Raw genomic sequence first — 16,750 nt, 5'->3', positions numbered from 1 at the left:
ATCCTTTCTATATACTTTTTTAGGCAAAAACTGACTGACTTGGTCTATAAAAAACCAAGAGAATCAAAGGTAAATTAAATTTTTAGTGAGAAATTCATATACTTCTTCATTGAATCCAAAGAAGTATATGAATAAAATAGATGATTAAATTTAGAAAAATCTTATTTTAATGCACTACTTAGGTTGCATACGAATTGCACCATCAAGACGAATGGTTTCACCATTTAAATAACTATTTTCACAAATTTGCCCAACCAATGAAGCAAACTCTTCTGGTTTTGCTAAGCGTGGCGGAAATGGCACCATTTGCCCTAAAGCATCTTGGACATTTTGTGGTAGCGCTTTTAACATTGGTGTTTCCATAATGCCTGGTGCAATCGTCATCACACGGATCGCATGCTGTGCTAGTTCACGTGCTAAAGGTAAAGTCATCGCCACAACTGCACCTTTTGATGCTGAATACGCAGTTTGACCAATTTGACCATCAAAAGCAGCCACAGAAGCGGTATTGATAATCACCCCGCGGTCTTCCTCACCTGCTTGTAACTCATATTTTGCAATTAAATTTGCTGCAAAGCGAAGCATGTTAAATGTGCCTGACACATTGATATTTAATACACGTTGAAAATCAGTTAATGCATGAATGCCTTTTTTACCTAAAACTTTTGCCGAAGGGCCAATACCAGCACAATTCACTAAGCCATTAAGCTGTCCATATTCTTGTTCAACATCATTAAAAAACTGTTCAACTGTGGTCTCATCTGTCACATCAAGTTGGACAAATTTAGCATTTTCACCCAATTGTTTTTGGGTTTCTTGACCTAGCTCACTATTCATATCCACAATAATGACTTTTGCTTGACGCTCAACTAAAAATTTTGCTGTTGCTGCACCTAAACCTGATGCACCACCAGTCACAACAAACACTTTTCCTTCGATTTTCATATTATTTTCCTATTCATTTTTTGAATATATGCACTCGACTTAAGCAGCAGAGTAAACATAGTTAAGCTTGAGTACAATTTCCAAAACGTGCATCTTTGCTGATGTATTTGGACAATTGTTTCGTGCTACAAAATAATGGAATTGCTCATGAATAATCAACCGCCTCAGTATAGCAAAGGAACAATTTCTATCGCATTGGTACATGAAGCCTTAGCAACTGCACAACAAAAAGAGCTAAATTTAACCCAGCTACTTCATAACGCAGGTATTTCAATAGAAATGCTACATTCTCCTAAAAGCCGTGTCTCAGTCAGTGCTTTTGCTCAACTTTGGACAGAAATTGCCAATCAGATGAATGATGAATTTTTTGGCATGGACAGTCATGGAATGCGAAGAGGCAGTTTTCAATTATTATCTAAAATGCTGATGCAAGCTGAAACAGTCAAAGTTGCACTCAATCAAATGTTACAGTTTTTAAATGCAATCCTTGATGACTTTCAAAGTACATTATTTATTGAAGAAAATTATGCTTATATTGTGATTTATGAGCGTAAAAGTACTAAAAATATGTTTGCTTATGCCACTTATTTCATGTTAATTCATGGTTTAATTTGCTGGCTCAGTGGTCAACGTTTAATCATCAATAAAATTCAACTAAAATGTGCAGCACCTCTTGATGATCATGATTATAAAGTTAGATTTTGTGAAAATATTCAATATGATAGCAATGAAAACTATCTACAATTTGATGCTAATTATTTAAAAATCCCCATCAAACAAGATCAACAATCTTGGTATAAATTTATCCGTCAGACACCCGAAAACTTATTGGTACGTTTTAAAAATCCTTATGCACTCAGTTCGATTATTCGTAAATCTCTCATGCAACAGTCACCTGAAAAATGGTTAGAACTCAATATTTTAGCCCAACAGCTCAACATGTCTGAAGCCACAATCCAACGTCGTTTAAAAAGTGAGGGAACGAGCTATCAACAATTAAAAAATGAAATCCGTCGAGATACTGCAATTGAACTACTGAGCACCAGCCAAAAAACCTTACAAGAAATTAGTGATGAATTATATTTTCAAGACCCAAGTGCTTTTCATCGTGCCTTTAAAAAATGGACGGGGGTCAGTCCGGGTTCTTATCGTGAACAATCATAATTCTATGAACGAGTCACAATAGTGTAAAAAATCACTTTGCATTTAGAGCAAAAAATAGTGTCATTTTATATAACTTTGCATTGTTCATTCGTCTGAATCTGTTTGCTAAAAATACAAGATTGGGTTACTTTTCAACCAAATTCAGCTATATCATTTTTAGCTATTTTATCTTCCAAAATTGCTTTTATTGTTACAGGTTCTTCCATGAATAAAATGTCAGACGTGCTTGAGCATTCACTGGTACAAAAATTTGTTCACTCTTTATCTGCTCAAACAGAACATCTTGATGAGTTAATTGATGGCATATTAAATGCCCCACAACAAGATTTTCATCAGGCAATTTCATCTTTTGTTGCTGATCAAGATACACCCAACTTTGCACAAGCCTTAGATATTCAAAAAGAAAATCTTCAAGCCATCCAAGATGGACTGGCTTTGCAAAAAGAGCATTTAGCAGATACAGCAAAAATTGTTGCATTATGCTTAGCTTTAGAAACAAATATACTTACTCAACTTGAAGTCGCTGAGTCTTTAAAAGATTTTCCTATGTAAAATGAAATTTGATGCATTAAAAAGGTTGCTTTAAAGCAACCTTTTTAACATTTTAATTAAGTACAATTAACTTTGCCACTGCGCTAAAGTGACACGGTCATTTCCACCATAGTCTTTGACTGTACGGATTTCTTTAAATCCATATTTTTGGAAAATTCCTTGTACAGCCTCAGCTTGATCATAGCCATGTTCTAAAGCAATCCACCCTTGATGGGTTAACCAATTTTTGCCCTGTTTAATGATGAGTTCTATATCTGCTAAGCCTTGGTTCGCTGCCACCAGAGCACGCTCAGGTTCTGATGCTAAATCACGCATATGCACATCTTCAACATCAATATAAGGTGGATTAGATACAATCACATCAAAATATTGACGATTAAGCGCTTCAAACCAATTACCTAAATAAAATTTTACATGATTTAAATCATGTTTTTTCGCATTTGATAATGCAACCTCTAAAGTTGGTTCGTAAATATCTGTTGCAGTTACAGACCACTCAGGTCGTTCACTCGCTAAAGATAAAGCAATCGCCCCAGTTCCTGTTCCTAAGTCAACAATGCGCGCATCTACAGGTACATCAAGATGTAATACTGTTTCCACCAAGACTTCTGTGTCGGGACGCGGCACCAAAGTATCTTGGGTCACTGTTAAGTCTAAAGTCCAAAATGGCTGCGAACCTGTAACATAAGCTAAAGGCTCACCTGCTTGGATACGCGCCAAACCCTCAACATATTGTTGTTCTTGCTCAGCGGTCAGCTCCTGATCTTTTTTCATCACCAAGTCAAAAGCATCAATTTTGGTAATATGCTCAAGCAACCAAGCATTTTCTTGACGCTCATAACTTTCAGGCTCACCACGTAAGGCAAGCGCTTGTGCAATATTCATTAGCCACCATTCTGCTGAGCAAGAAGAGCCAACTGATCTGCTTGATATTCACGATGTAAGCTATCAAGTAACTCTGTTAAATCACCTTCCATCACGGCATCTAACTTATATAAAGTGAGGTTAATTCGATGATCGGTCATACGACCTTGTGGGTAATTATAAGTACGAATACGCTCAGAACGGTCACCAGAACCGACCAAGTCTCGACGCATTTCTGAAGTTGCAGCATCTGCAGCCGCACGTTTTGCATTTTCCAAACGTGAAACTAATAAAGCCATCGCTTTGGCTTTATTTTTATGCTGTGAACGTTCATCCTGACATTCCACCACTGTACCTGTTGGAATGTGTGTAATACGTACCGCAGAATCGGTTTTGTTAATATGCTGACCACCCGCACCTGATGCACGATAAGTATCGATACGTAATTCGGATGGATTGATTTCAACCGTGGTATCAACATCAATCTCAGGTAAAATTGCGACTGTACATGCAGAAGTATGTACTCGACCTTGGGATTCTGTTGCAGGAACACGTTGCACACGATGTGCACCACTTTCAAATTTTAAGCGACCATAAACGCCTTCACCATTAATCAGGCAAATGATCTCTTTATAGCCACCATGTTCACCTTCATTTTCCGACAATATTTCAATACGCCAATTTTGTGTTTCAGCGTACTTAGAATACATACGAAATAAATCACCTGAGAAAATAGCTGCTTCATCGCCGCCTGTTCCTGCACGGATTTCCAAATATGCAGAGTTAGCATCATTGGGATCTTTAGGAATCATCAGAATATTGAGGTCAGCTTCTAAAGTTTCGAGCAAGGCTTTATTTTCTTTTATTTCTTCAATCGCCATGTCTTTAAAATCTGGATCAGAAGACATTTCTTCAGCAGTCACGATATCTTCTTCAGCTTGCTTATATTTTTTCCAAACGTCGGTGATTTCGCTCAAATCACTGTGCTCACGTGACAAATTACGAAAGCGCTTGTTATCTGAAATCACTTCTACATCAGCAAGTAGTGCTTCTAGTTCTTCGTGTCGATCACACAATTGGTCTAATCGTAAACGTAACGATTCTTTCATTTAAATAAAATCTCAATCTCAAGCTCACCATCATTTATAGATTAAAATAAAGACAGCAAGACATTTTAAAAATTGTGCCTAGTTTAACGATTATGACTTTTAAATAACACCGCTATATCTGTTTCTCCTTAGATTTCACACTAGATTTTTGTGTGATGCCTGACTGAAGTTTTTTAAACTCAATATCAGTTATTCACAATACCTACATGATTGACATAAGTTTGCTGCTTTAAAGCACAATTTTAATAGAAAGCATACATTCAGATACTAAACACCTTAATAAAGGGAAATCTTCTCCATATTTTTGATGACGCCTTTTGTTACATTTAGCTCATCAAATAGAGATATAGAAAGCTGTCCGAATCAGGACATGGAGCAAGACATGAAATTAAATGCGATGTTATTAAGTTCTGCTTTAGCAATTACTTCAATTTTTACAGTAAGTGCCCATGCTGATAACTCAACCCGTATTGCAGCAACCTCAGCTTTAGGTAGTGTTGCAGGAACTGCTATTGGTAAACAAATGGGCGGTAATACAGGTGCAATGATTGGTTCAGCATTAGGTGGCGCAGGTGGTGCTGCTGTAGCAACAAACAAACGTGATCGTACTGCTGCTGCAATTGGTGGTGGCTTAGGTGGTGTTGGTGGCTACTCTGTTGGTAAAAATGTAGGTGGGTCAACGGGTGGTTATATTGGTTCAGCTTTAGGTGCAGCAGGTGGTTCAGTTTTAGGTAAAAAAGTATCTGAAGACCGCCATTATGATGATCGTAAATATAACCGAAAATATCGTAAACACCGCCATTAATTGATCATGATTAAAAGCACCTATTTTTAGGTGCTTTTTTTTATTACAGCTATCTTTTTATCAAAATATCGCTGATATCTCAGTTTGAATACATACTAAAAAACGGCACTTAAGTACCGTTTTTTATGACTTAAAATGATTTACACCATTAGCAAGGACATTTTTTTAATGCCCCCCCTGCACTTGGATAACGTGCATCAACACAATAACGATGAAAGGTTTTTTCATCCATTGCCTCTAGATCAGGATGATGCTTCTTCATATGTTCCAAGTAGTTTTGATAATCTGGAACACCCACCATTAAACGAAAACTTTGCTGTAGGCGTGTCCACAAAGTTGCAATTCTTGACCAATTTTTAGGATTAAAAATTAAATCTTTTTGTGACATCACAGTCATTTTGATGATTTTATAAATCACCGTTTTGCCACTTTTGGCGAATTTCAAATTCATCTCACTCACCTCTTCTTTAGATTTAATGTTTGGCTGATGTTACCACTGTATCTTCTGGCTCTGCATATACAGCAGGTGCTTCATTTACAGTTGGAACAGGGCTTGCCAATGCACGACGAATCACGCCAATCGCAGCAATAATCATCACAATCGCCACAATCATAAAGAATGCACATAAAGCTGCATTAATTTGATTTGACAATACAATCGTTTGCATCTCTTCAAGTGTTTTTGCAGGTTTTAAAATCTCACCTTTAGCAATCGCAGCGGAAAAACGATCTGCCTGTGCCAAGAAACCAATTTTTGGATTTTCATGAAAGATTTTTTGCCAACCCGCAGTCATACACGTAATGATCAAAAATACGGTTGGAACAATAGTGACCCAAACATATTTTTCTTTCTTCATTTTAAATAGAATCACTGTACCCAAGGTCAGTGCCATTGCTGCTAACATCTGGTTACCAATACCAAATAGTGGCCATAGACTATTAATACCACCCAATGGATCAATCACCCCTTGATAAACGAAGAAGCCCCAACCTGCAACTGCCACAGCCGTACCAATCAAGTTTCCGACAAAGTTATGTGAGTTTTTTAAAGCAGGTACAACAATACCTACAGTATCCTGCACCATAAAACGACAAGCACGAGTACCCGCATCCACCGCAGTTAAAATAAATAAAGCTTCAAATAAAATCGCAAAGTGATACCAAAATGCCATCATTGAACGATTATTGAAAATTTCTGTAATAATATGTGCCATACCAATAGCAAAAGTTGGCGCCCCACCTGTACGTGACAGAATGGTACTTTCACCAACTTCTTTTGCCAGTAAAGTTAAAGCTTCTGGTGTCACAACAAAGCCTAAATTACGCACGGCTTCTGCTGCACTTTCTACAGTTGTACCCAATACGGCTGCGGGTGCGTTAATCGCAAAATATACGCCTGGCTCAAGTACAGTTGCACAGATCATTGCCATAATGGCAACAAAAGACTCCATTAACATACCACCATAGCCAATGACACGAATATTGACTTCGTTATCAACAAGTTTCGGTGTAGTTCCTGAAGAAACCAACGCATGGAAGCCTGAAATTGCACCACAAGCAATAGTAATAAATAAAAATGGGAACATTGAACCAGAAAATACAGGACCCGTGCCATCAACAAAATGCGTAACAGAAGGCATTTTAAGCATTGGCATTGCAACCATAATACCGACAGCAAGACCTGCAATCACACCAATTTTTAAGAAAGTAGATAAATAATCACGTGGTGCTAATAACAACCAGACAGGTAGAACTGACGCAATAAATCCATAAATAATCAATGCCCATGTCAATTGAGTGCCTGTCAAAGTAAATAATGGTCCCCAATATGGATGTGCTGCAATATCTCCACCAAAAATAATGGCAGCCATCATTAACACAAAACCAATGATAGAAACTTCTGCAATTTTTCCAGGGCGCAGATAACGCATGTAAATTCCCATAAATAGTGCAATTGGTATTGTTGCTGCAATACTAAATACACCCCATGGGCTGTTGGTTAATGCTTTCACGACAACAAGTGCTAAAACTGCCAAGATAATAATCATGACACCTAATGCACCTAGCATCACAATGACACCCGCAAAAGATCCAAGTTCCTGTTTTGCCATTTCGCCCAGAGATCGACCATCTCGTCGTGTTGAAATGAACAAGACTAAAAAATCTTGTACTGCACCTGCAATCACAACACCGACCAATAACCAAATCGTGCCAGGGAGATATCCCATTTGTGCTGCCAAAATAGGACCAACTAAAGGTCCTGCACCTGCAATCGCAGCAAAGTGATGCCCAAACAATACATACTTATTAGTAGGTACATAGTCCAACCCATCTGCAAGACGATGTGCAGGTGTTAATCTACGTGGGTTGAGTTCAAAAACTTTATTGGCAATAAATAAACTATAAAAACGATAAGCAATGCTATATACGCAAATTGCAGCAAGTACGAGCCAAACAGCATTGACATGCTCACCTCGACTGACAGCTAAAATTCCAAACGATACCGCACCAATAATGGCAACAATCACCCAAATCAGTTTGGATAAGGGCGATGATTTCTTTTCAATATTTTCCATGAATACCTCACATTTCGATTAAACGAGCAGTTCCATTGTTGTTATTTGCCATAATTCATTTCGGTTTTGTCTCTTTCCTTAGTGACTCTACTCCTCATTTTTTTGTTTTCATCTAAGACTTTTGATTTAAATGTGTTGTTAATATCACCAATTAACACGACATAAAGATGACCAGAATATTTTGATTATTATTTTTATTGTGACAATTTTGCCAACTCTTTTGAATCTACTCTTTATTTTTCGCAGCCGATCTAAGACTTTAGTCTTAGAAAGGTCTTAAATTTATTTCTTTTTTATCTATTTTAAATTTTTTATTCTTATTGAAAAATACCGTAAATAACACACCATCAATGGGGTAAAAATATTGAGAATATATCTTCAATAAAATAAAAAAGGCAAAGATCAAATCAATCTTTACCTTTTTCACAATTTCATTTTAAAAAATAAAATTGCTGTCATTTATTTATAGTGAATATCAAAGGTTTTATCTGTGATAAATAAAAAAGTAACATCATTGTCTTCTTGTGCGCCATGAAACATTACTTCACCCTCAGGAAACCAAATAAAATTCCCTGGTCCAAATGAACCTTTAGAAGTAACTAAAATGCCGTCAAGCACATACATGCCATGTGCACAATGATGTGTATGTGATTTATTCATAAACCCAGCTTTATAACAACATTTAGAAATCGACATTCCAGATGTGTTGTCTAAAAACAATGGCTTCATCAAAATACTGGCATCCAACTCTGGAATTGGCAGTTCTTGCCACGGCATACGATGACTGTCTATAGTGATGACTTCTTGAGTATTTTCCATAATTAACGCTACATTATTCATTCAAGACAAATAACTAAACATAAGCTTGAAAAGGATAATTCGGTGCTTGTGCTTGAATTGTCATCCATTGCCATTGGGTAAATTCATCTGCATTGGCAGGACCACCAATACGTGTACCATTACCCGAAGCACCAAAACCACCAAATGGATTTAGCGTTTCATCATTTACGGTTTGATCGTTGATATGTAACAAACCCACTTTGAGTGACTGTGCGACTTGCATTCCGTGACTCACATTTGAGGTGATAATACCTGCTGACAGTCCATAATCGCCTGCATTTGCCAGTTCAATTGCTTCTTCATCTGAGGCAAATGGAATAAGCACCGCAACTGGACCAAAAATTTCTTGTTGGAAAATTGGGTTGTCTTGATTCACTTGCGATAACACAGTGGGTTCAAAGAATACGCCATTGGCAAGCCCACCGACCTCTAACTTTGCCCCAGCAGCAATGGCATTTTGTACAAGTTGTTCAACACGCTGACATTGTTTTTGATTGATTAAAGGTCCGATATTGACCTGTTGATCCATTGGGTTGCCAACTTTGAACTGTTTCACTTTTTCAATTAAACGGTTCTTGACTTGTTCAAAAATAGACTCATGAATCAGCACTTTACCCGAAGTCATACAAATTTGCCCTGAGTGTAAGAATACGCCCCATGCAATATTCTGCGCCGCCAGTTCAATATCTGCGTCATTTAAAATCAGTAATGAGTTCTTACCACCCAACTCTAATGAAACTTTTTTCAGCGTTCTACCTGCACCAGCACCAATAATTCGTCCAACTTCAGTCGACCCTGTAAACTGAATACTGGCAATATTAGGGTCATTCACCAAGGCTTCGCCTGCTTCAGCGCCACCCGGTAACACATGTAATAAGCCCGTCGGTAAACCTGCCAATTCAAAAATACGTGCAATTGCAAAACCACTACATACCGCAGTACGCTCATCGGGTTTGAGCACAACAGCATTTCCCAATGCCAAAGCAGGTGCCACTGCTCGAATTGCTAAATAAAGTGGAAAATTAAATGGTGAAATCACCCCAACCACACCCAAAGGAACACGTTTTGCGAGGCTTAATTTGCCATTTTGTGAAGGTAAAATAGAACCTTGCTCACTTGATGGTAATGCTGCTGCATTTTTTAATGCCTGAATGCATAATTCAACTTCAAAACTCGCTTTCATGAAGATTGAGCCACTTTCTTTGACTAACCACTCAATGATTTCAGCTTTATGGTTTTGAGTAATTTGCACCGCATTTTCAAAAACTTGAGCACGCTCCTGATAACTTAATGCCCACCATGCTGCTTGAGCTTGTTTTGCTTGTGCTGCTGAAGTTTGAATATCTTTTGGTTGAGCATAACCAAATGTACCTAAAGCTTCTCCAGTCGCAACTTCAGTGGCTTGATATGTTTGTTCTGCTTTTGTCCATTGACCTGTAAAAAACTGATTTTCCCAAATATCTGCTGTCAACATGCTCATTTGCTTATCCTCTCGAATTATAAATTGATCCATTCAAAACCATGTGCAAATCATCTTTAACAAGCTATTGCTCAATAAAATAATTTGATTCTTCTATAGAGCATTTAACATGCCAAAAATAAAATATTTAAAATTCAAAAAGATAAAAAATAAATCTAAAAAAGTGTCGGTATTTAGGTCAAATCAATCCATCTCTATGTCCAATAAAACGACACTTTTATTGCAGCCATTTCACAATCTTAGTTTAAATATTTATAAACAGTTGAACGTGAGATTTTCAGCCTTTTCGCCACTTTAGATACATTCATATTTTCCTCTTGATAAACACGCTTAATGGTTTCGCGCGTCACATCATCCAAATTGGTAATATTTGTAAGTGTCTGAGTTGTCGGTTTAACTTCGTCTTGTAACATTAATTCTGTAATCATTTCATCATCAGAAAAAACTGCCGAAAGTTTCAATACATTGATAAGCTCTCTAATATTTCCTGACCATTTATAATTTAAAATTTGTTCTTTCACTTTTTCAGAATAACGATATTGTCCTAAATCAGCCAAAATCGCATTGGCAATCAATAGCTTGTCATCACGGTCACGTAAAGGACTAAGTTCGATTTCATAACCACGAATCCGATAATATAAATCGCTTCTAAACAGCCCTTGTTCGACCATCTCTTTTAGATTTCGATTGGTCGCACAAATCAGTTTAAAGTTCGATTTTAACGCGGTCCGTCCACCGACACGATAAAAAGTATTGTCTTGTAAAACTCTTAAAATTTTGACTTGTAAATGAATCGGTAAGTCGCCCAATTCATCTAAAAATAAAAAACCACCATTTGCAAGTTCAACTAAACCGACTTGCCCTTTGCTCTTTGCCCCTGTAAATGCACCACCTTCATAACCAAATAACTCAGCCTCAAGCAAATTTTCTGGAATCGCTCCACAGTTAATTGAAATAAAAGGCAGATTTTTGAAATTTTCATGGATTTGTTGGGCTAAATATTCTTTGCCTGTCCCTGTTTCCCCTGTAATCAAAATCGGAATATTGGCTTGAATTGCTCGGATACATTTTTGTAGTTTAAGATCTGTGGTTTTATTTGGTTTCTTTTGATGAATCACTTTGGCATAACAAAAAGAATGATCATTTCGTTTTAATAGATGTATTGCATCTGCTTTTTGCATCAAATGGTCAATATTTTCAAAAACTTCTGTGATGGTCTGCCCTAATATTTCTTTTACATCACAACCAATCAATTGACTCGCCACTTGATTCATATGTGTAATTCGCCCTTCTTGATCCATCCCGATCAGACCCGAATAAGCACTTTCAATTAAATCAGGCGTATTTTGAAAATATAAAAAATGGGTAATGCTTTCTGTTTTTCGAATGTACTCATTTTCAAATTTATAAGACTGATAAAGCAAATGATATAACCAATTTCCCGTTGCCATTTTGGTTTTTGAGGTAATATCGAGCGCGCCTAAGACATCGCCTTGACCATTAAAAATAGGCACTGAAGCACATGAAAATGAAGAAAACTCCGTTAAATAGTGCTGATGACCATTTAAAGTCATGGGTAAACTGGCATGAACACTACACACAGGTGCAATCGTTCCGAAGTTTTCCTCTGCAACAGATCGCCCACGTTGTAAAAAATGATATAAATCATCAAAACGATCATCATGTAACTCTTGAACGATCAGTCCTGCATTATTGATCAAAAAAACACTAATATTTTGTTGTTTATATAAATTAAAAATATCTTCTAAATAAGGTCGAGTCATCTGAGCAAAGCGCTCATCATCATCACTTAATTCATTGATTGAAAAGTTTTTATTTTTTACTGCTGAATTATAAGGGGTTAAACCTGCATCTTTCGACTTTTGCCATGAATCCAAGATGGGCATGTGATGATGATCTAAATCAGGACGAATACCTGACTCAAAAAATTGATGTTTAATACTTTCCCATGCACTTAATTCAATTACATTATTCATAAAAATCCCTTTAAGAATATCAGCCTAACTGCCTTTAGTATTTTATATTTATGCCGTAATTTTCAACAAAAATACAATTTTAGCTTAAACAAAATATTCGCTATTCTTGCAAATAGCCAATCATAAAAATTCTACCTTGCAACTCAGTAAAAACAAACCAACAATAAAATCATAACTTTATACTTTAAAAATGATGTCACTTGAAAATAGCATATCATCATGATTAAAGTGTCTAGTTATTGGACACTCGTCTATAAACAAGACACTTTTAAAACAATAAAAGTGCCTATTATCATTAAAAATCAAATAGTTAAAATCTGGCATACTTTTTGAAAGTATTAAGTGTATAACACGTGATTGAAGCTGATTATTTTTCAACATTCACTCACCGATCAACATGGAATTTATTAAATTAAGGATATTACAATGACAGATTTAATCGATATTCAAGCGGCGGTTACTGCAGGTAAAGGCGCCGATTTTAAATTAGAACAGTTAAAAATTCGTGCTCCGAAAAACAATGAAGTACTGGTTAAAATTGTTGCGACAGGCATGTGTCATACCGACTTGATTGTTCGTGATCAATATTATCCTGTTCCACTGCCTGCGGTTTTAGGTCATGAAGGTGCAGGTGTTATTACTGCGATTGGTGATGCAGTCAAAGACTTGGCTGTCGGTGATCATGTCGTGCTCAGTTATGGTTATTGCGGTTCATGTAAACAATGTAATTCAGGTAATCCAGCCTATTGTGTTGACTTTTTTGGGCGTAATTTTAGTGGTGCAGATCCACAGGGACATAACGCCATTTGCCGACATAATCATGAAGCCGTTCATGATCACTTTTTTACACAGTCTTCATTTGCAACTTACGCTTTAAGTTTAGAAAATAATGCCGTTAAAGTCGATGCAAATGTACCTTTAGAATTACTGGGTCCATTAGGTTGTGGTATTCAAACGGGTGCTGGTGCAGTGATGAATACACTTAAAGTGAATCCAGCGAGTAGTTTTGTCACCTTTGGTGCTGGTGCAGTCGGTTTAAGCGCGTTATTGGCTGCAAAAATTTGTGGTGCCACCACAATTATTGCAGTTGATATTGTTGAAAGTCGACTTGAACTTGCCAAAGAACTAGGTGCAACACATGTCATTAACAGTAAAGAAACGGATCCAGTCGAAGCCATTAAAGAAATTACGCAAGGTGGTGTAGCTTTTGCACTTGAGTCTACAGGTCGAACTGAAATTTTAAAACAAGGTATAGATGCGCTTGGCATATTAGGAAAAATTGCAATTGTTGGCGCGCCACCTTTAGGTACGTTGGCACAGTTTGATGTCAATGATCTTTTACTTGGTGGAAAAACTATTGTAGGTGTTGTTGAAGGCAGTAGTGTTCCAAAAACATTTATTCCTGAATTAGTTACACTCTATCAGAAAGGTTTATTTCCATTTGATAAGTTAGTGAAGTTTTATGATTTTGCTGATATGAATCAGGCGGCATTGGACAGTCAAAACGGCATAACACTAAAACCTATTATTCGTATTGCCAATTCAAACTAAATCTTTCGGGCACGACTGTTTTTAATCATACAGTCGTGCTTTTTTATTACATCTGCAAAAATATTGATGATTTGCAACAACATTTTCCTTTTATAGAATGTTTGGAATAATATTGCTGCCAAGCGTGGTACTGGACGTAAGAATTAAAAAAGGAATTATTGTCCTTTATTAAAGAGTATTTAAAAACTCTGAACGAAACACTGGATTATCTTCATCAACAATTTTTTACCTTCATCAATACTTTTTGGTACTACTCCATTTAAAAAAGTATTGTTATAAATTGGTGCCAAAGTCTCTAAATTAGCTGTAACTGGTATTGAATTAAGAGCTTTTAAAGTCTTTAAGAGATTATTTTTAAAAACTTTAGTATTTTTTAAATACTGTTCTACAATACTTACTCTAGTTAATCTTGAGATAAATATTTCATACTCTGTGATAGTAATTATCATTTTTTTTACATCATTATAAAAATTTAAGCCATAAACCTTGTTTATCTCTAAAACAATCATATCAACTCTAGATGAACTTGATCCATGTATTTCTCTAGCTTTTTCAGAGACAATTAAATAAGATGAATTTAACTTCAGAAATTCTATCTTTAGTTCCTGATGATACTTCTCTAAAGTGTTAATTTTATGTACATCTTTCCAATCGCTATATAAATACAAAGCTACAAATGCAGCGAAAAAAGTCGCTGTAGCTGTTAAATAATCAGAGCTTATATCAAAGTAAAAATTTGCTAATTTCGACAAACCCAAGCAACTAAAAAATATCCCTATAAATACCAAAACTAAAAATTTTATATTCATATAAAAAGCCCCATTCAATGGGGCATAGTTTAAGCAGCATTCAGCATTTTTGCTATCTCGGAAGCTGTTGGATTGTAATAAGTATTCACCAATACACTAAGGGTTTTATGCCCTGTCACCTGCGCCAATATCTCTGATATAAATTTGAGTAAATTAACCTGAAAAATAAGCAAAAAGTGCCGATAAATCGTAGGCATTAAAAAAGGGCTTTAAGTTATCATTTAAACTTAAAACCCTTATGCCGTAAGGCTTGTATCTTGGTAGGTTTAACCAGATTCGAACTGGTGACCTCTACGATGTCAAAGAACAGTACAACCTTAAAAATCAATTAGTTAAATATTATTGGCGCCCAAGTTTCGCCCTTTATTTTGTTACAAAAAACAAAAAGGTAACAGTTTATTCATTATTAATATCACAGTAAAGCGATATTATTTTATAAAACCCCCACTTAGTAGTCATCAAAATGCTTAAAAAAATTATTTTTACGCTGTTATGCGTAACAACAACTTCCACTTATTCTTTTGATGTTTACCAGTTTATACATTGGCATTACTTAAAAACACCAGATGGAGAAATGAAATATTCTAAAGAAATAGATGGCTATGATAATATTTTAGCATCTATAGGTTTGAAGAAAATGAATGTTATATATTCCTTATATCTTCTTACTGATGGTCAGGCTGACCCTGAAAAAATTAAAAAAATTGCTGACGCTACAAAAACAGATCCAACCACACCAGTTTGTTTTGATATTGAAATAGGAACTGCTAGTCAACCTGAAACTAATTTACCAGTGATTCTTGATGCATTAAATATGTATCATAAATTCGGAGGCAAAGCTCCTATAGGCGTTTATGGAGTATTACCTCAATCAACCCCTAACAAACTAATATCAGAGAAACAAAAAGCTGACTATGTATCACTCAATAAAAAGTATGAAGAAATTGCACACAAAGTAGACTTTCTTGCACCATCTATATATTTTTATTCAATAAAAGACATGAATATTTGGAATAAAAAAGCACAATTTAGTATGCAAGAAGCTAAAAAATATGCTGATCGCTATCAATTAAAAATTTATCCGTTTGTTGCACTAAGTAATTGGGATATGCAAAATAAAAAGTTTTTTGTTACTCCTGTAACTGAAGAGAAAATGAATACGGTTCTTTATTCATTAAAATCCCAAGGTGCTAATGGAATAGTACTTTGGGAAAGTGGCTCATCTAGAAATGCTGACGATAAAATGCCTGCAGTATTTGATACAACTAAAGGTTCTTTTAAATCAGTTGTAAACTTCATTAATCAACATAAATAGTATAATGAAAAGGCAGTCTTAATAGACTGCCTTTTCAAACAACTTTCTTTCAATAGCTCTTCGATTTACTAAGCCTTTCATTTGTTTACCACCTGCTTTCACCCATACACCAAATTGAGCAGCCGCACCTTTGTAATCACCTGCATTCAATTTTTTGAGCAAGGTTGAATCTGCAAAAGTACCTATTCCGATGTTATAGGTCAATGAAACCAAGGCATCGAACTGATTGTGACTCAAAGCAACAGTAACCTTATTTACAGCAGCTTCAAATTTTTTAAGATCAGATGCCATGTAGGATTTGGCTTGTTCAAGTGTGCACGTGTCGCCTTTTTTGACTTCCACACCATTGATCACCGTTGTACCGTAACCAATGGTCCATACACCCACACCGTCGTCATAAGCATTCAAGTGTAGACCTTCGAAACTACAGATCAGGTCAATGCCTGAGGTGCTAGTTGTTTGTATTATTTTTGGTGATAACCTATCAACTACCACATTGAGTTCATCAACTTGCGACTGAGTAAGTTTGCCACCTGCGATTTTTCGTGCTTCATCAAAGAATGGTTTATTCATTAGCTTTGACCTCCCTTGCCATTTCCAATGATTGAAATAAATGCAGCTTTAATTTCGGAAATAACTTCAGATAAGGGCTTGCCTTTTAAGAGAGCAATTGACTGATACACGATGCCAATTGCAAGCAAACCAAAAACAGCAAAGATAAACATGATAAAACCTTGGTACAT

The 16,750-nt window shown here is 36.1% G+C and carries 15 protein-coding genes and 1 pseudogene; 5 read left to right on the top strand and 11 right to left on the bottom strand.

The features are described 5' to 3' along the window. Nucleotides 1-174: 174 nt before the first annotated feature. The gene (locus HX005_RS08325; protein ID WP_107007351.1) at nucleotides 175-945 is read right to left on the bottom strand and encodes a 3-hydroxyacyl-CoA dehydrogenase; all 771 of its coding nucleotides are present in this window, start codon (nucleotides 943-945) and stop codon (nucleotides 175-177) included. 147 nt (nucleotides 946-1,092) lie between these two features. Here HX005_RS08325 and HX005_RS08320 point away from each other — a divergent pair, with 147 nt between their 5' ends. Together HX005_RS08320 and HX005_RS08315 are read left to right on the top strand one after the other, a co-directional pair. Then, nucleotides 1,093-2,109, top strand: a complete 1,017-nt coding sequence (locus HX005_RS08320; RefSeq protein WP_213069629.1) for an AraC family transcriptional regulator — start codon at nucleotides 1,093-1,095, stop codon at nucleotides 2,107-2,109. A 204-nt stretch (nucleotides 2,110-2,313) separates the two neighbouring features. Beyond that, nucleotides 2,314-2,661, top strand: coding sequence for a hypothetical protein (locus HX005_RS08315; RefSeq protein ID WP_107007426.1), 348 nt, complete (start codon nucleotides 2,314-2,316; stop codon nucleotides 2,659-2,661). A gap of 66 nt (nucleotides 2,662-2,727) precedes the next feature. Here the strand turns inward: HX005_RS08315 and prmC are convergent, their stop codons facing one another. Both prmC and prfA read right to left on the bottom strand, forming a co-directional pair. Continuing rightward, nucleotides 2,728-3,546, bottom strand: a complete 819-nt coding sequence (prmC, locus tag HX005_RS08310; protein WP_286376999.1) for a peptide chain release factor N(5)-glutamine methyltransferase — start codon at nucleotides 3,544-3,546, stop codon at nucleotides 2,728-2,730. Further along, nucleotides 3,546-4,634, bottom strand: coding sequence for a peptide chain release factor 1 (gene prfA / locus HX005_RS08305; RefSeq protein WP_286376998.1), 1,089 nt, complete (start codon nucleotides 4,632-4,634; stop codon nucleotides 3,546-3,548). The genes prmC and prfA overlap by 1 nt, the downstream gene beginning before the upstream one ends. 382 nt (nucleotides 4,635-5,016) lie before the next feature. Here prfA and HX005_RS08300 point away from each other — a divergent pair, with 382 nt between their 5' ends. After that, a complete protein-coding gene (locus HX005_RS08300; RefSeq protein ID WP_107007355.1) occupies nucleotides 5,017-5,439 on the top strand; it encodes a hypothetical protein in 423 nt (140 codons plus the stop codon). A gap of 148 nt (nucleotides 5,440-5,587) precedes the next feature. On the opposite strand, the gene HX005_RS08295 is transcribed toward HX005_RS08300, so the two are convergent. From HX005_RS08295 to HX005_RS08275, 5 genes are all read right to left on the bottom strand, one after another. After that, entirely contained in the window at nucleotides 5,588-5,890 is a 303-nt protein-coding gene (locus tag HX005_RS08295; protein ID WP_286376997.1) for a YbdD/YjiX family protein, read from the bottom strand. Between the two features lie 22 nt (nucleotides 5,891-5,912). Then, a complete protein-coding gene (locus HX005_RS08290; RefSeq protein ID WP_107007357.1) occupies nucleotides 5,913-8,015 on the bottom strand; it encodes a carbon starvation CstA family protein in 2,103 nt (700 codons plus the stop codon). A 459-nt stretch (nucleotides 8,016-8,474) separates the two neighbouring features. Further along, nucleotides 8,475-8,834 (bottom strand): cupin domain-containing protein, encoded by a 360-nt coding sequence (locus tag HX005_RS08285; protein ID WP_286376996.1) that lies wholly within the window; start codon nucleotides 8,832-8,834, stop codon nucleotides 8,475-8,477. Nucleotides 8,835-8,868: 34 nt separating this feature from the next. Further along, on the bottom strand, nucleotides 8,869-10,335 hold the full coding sequence (locus HX005_RS08280) for a benzaldehyde dehydrogenase (protein ID WP_286376995.1): 1,467 nt from the start codon (nucleotides 10,333-10,335) through the stop codon (nucleotides 8,869-8,871). Between the two features lie 239 nt (nucleotides 10,336-10,574). Continuing rightward, nucleotides 10,575-12,332, bottom strand: a complete 1,758-nt coding sequence (locus HX005_RS08275) for a sigma-54-dependent Fis family transcriptional regulator (protein WP_286376994.1) — start codon at nucleotides 12,330-12,332, stop codon at nucleotides 10,575-10,577. Nucleotides 12,333-12,758: 426 nt separating this feature from the next. Between HX005_RS08275 and HX005_RS08270 the strand changes: the two genes are divergently transcribed. Continuing rightward, nucleotides 12,759-13,883, top strand: coding sequence for an NAD(P)-dependent alcohol dehydrogenase (locus tag HX005_RS08270; RefSeq protein WP_286376993.1), 1,125 nt, complete (start codon nucleotides 12,759-12,761; stop codon nucleotides 13,881-13,883). A gap of 179 nt (nucleotides 13,884-14,062) precedes the next feature. On the opposite strand, the gene HX005_RS08265 is transcribed toward HX005_RS08270, so the two are convergent. Next, on the bottom strand, nucleotides 14,063-14,692 hold the full coding sequence (locus HX005_RS08265) for a hypothetical protein (protein ID WP_286376992.1): 630 nt from the start codon (nucleotides 14,690-14,692) through the stop codon (nucleotides 14,063-14,065). A gap of 29 nt (nucleotides 14,693-14,721) precedes the next feature. Next, nucleotides 14,722-14,829: pseudogene (locus HX005_RS08260) on the bottom strand (tyrosine-type recombinase/integrase); the annotation flags it as partial. 326 nt (nucleotides 14,830-15,155) lie between these two features. Here HX005_RS08260 and HX005_RS08255 point away from each other — a divergent pair. Next, on the top strand, nucleotides 15,156-16,007 hold the full coding sequence (locus tag HX005_RS08255; protein ID WP_286376991.1) for a hypothetical protein: 852 nt from the start codon (nucleotides 15,156-15,158) through the stop codon (nucleotides 16,005-16,007). A gap of 18 nt (nucleotides 16,008-16,025) precedes the next feature. Here the strand turns inward: HX005_RS08255 and HX005_RS08250 are convergent, their stop codons facing one another. Next, a complete protein-coding gene (locus HX005_RS08250; RefSeq protein ID WP_286376990.1) occupies nucleotides 16,026-16,580 on the bottom strand; it encodes a lysozyme in 555 nt (184 codons plus the stop codon). Nucleotides 16,581-16,750 lie beyond the last annotated feature (170 nt).

The sequence above is a fragment of the Acinetobacter sp. R933-2 genome (genome assembly GCF_030325485.1).
GTDB lineage: Bacteria > Pseudomonadota > Gammaproteobacteria > Pseudomonadales > Moraxellaceae > Acinetobacter > Acinetobacter sichuanensis.
The sequence above is the reverse complement of the archived record's forward strand: the minus strand, read 5'-3'. Positions and strand labels throughout refer to the sequence as shown.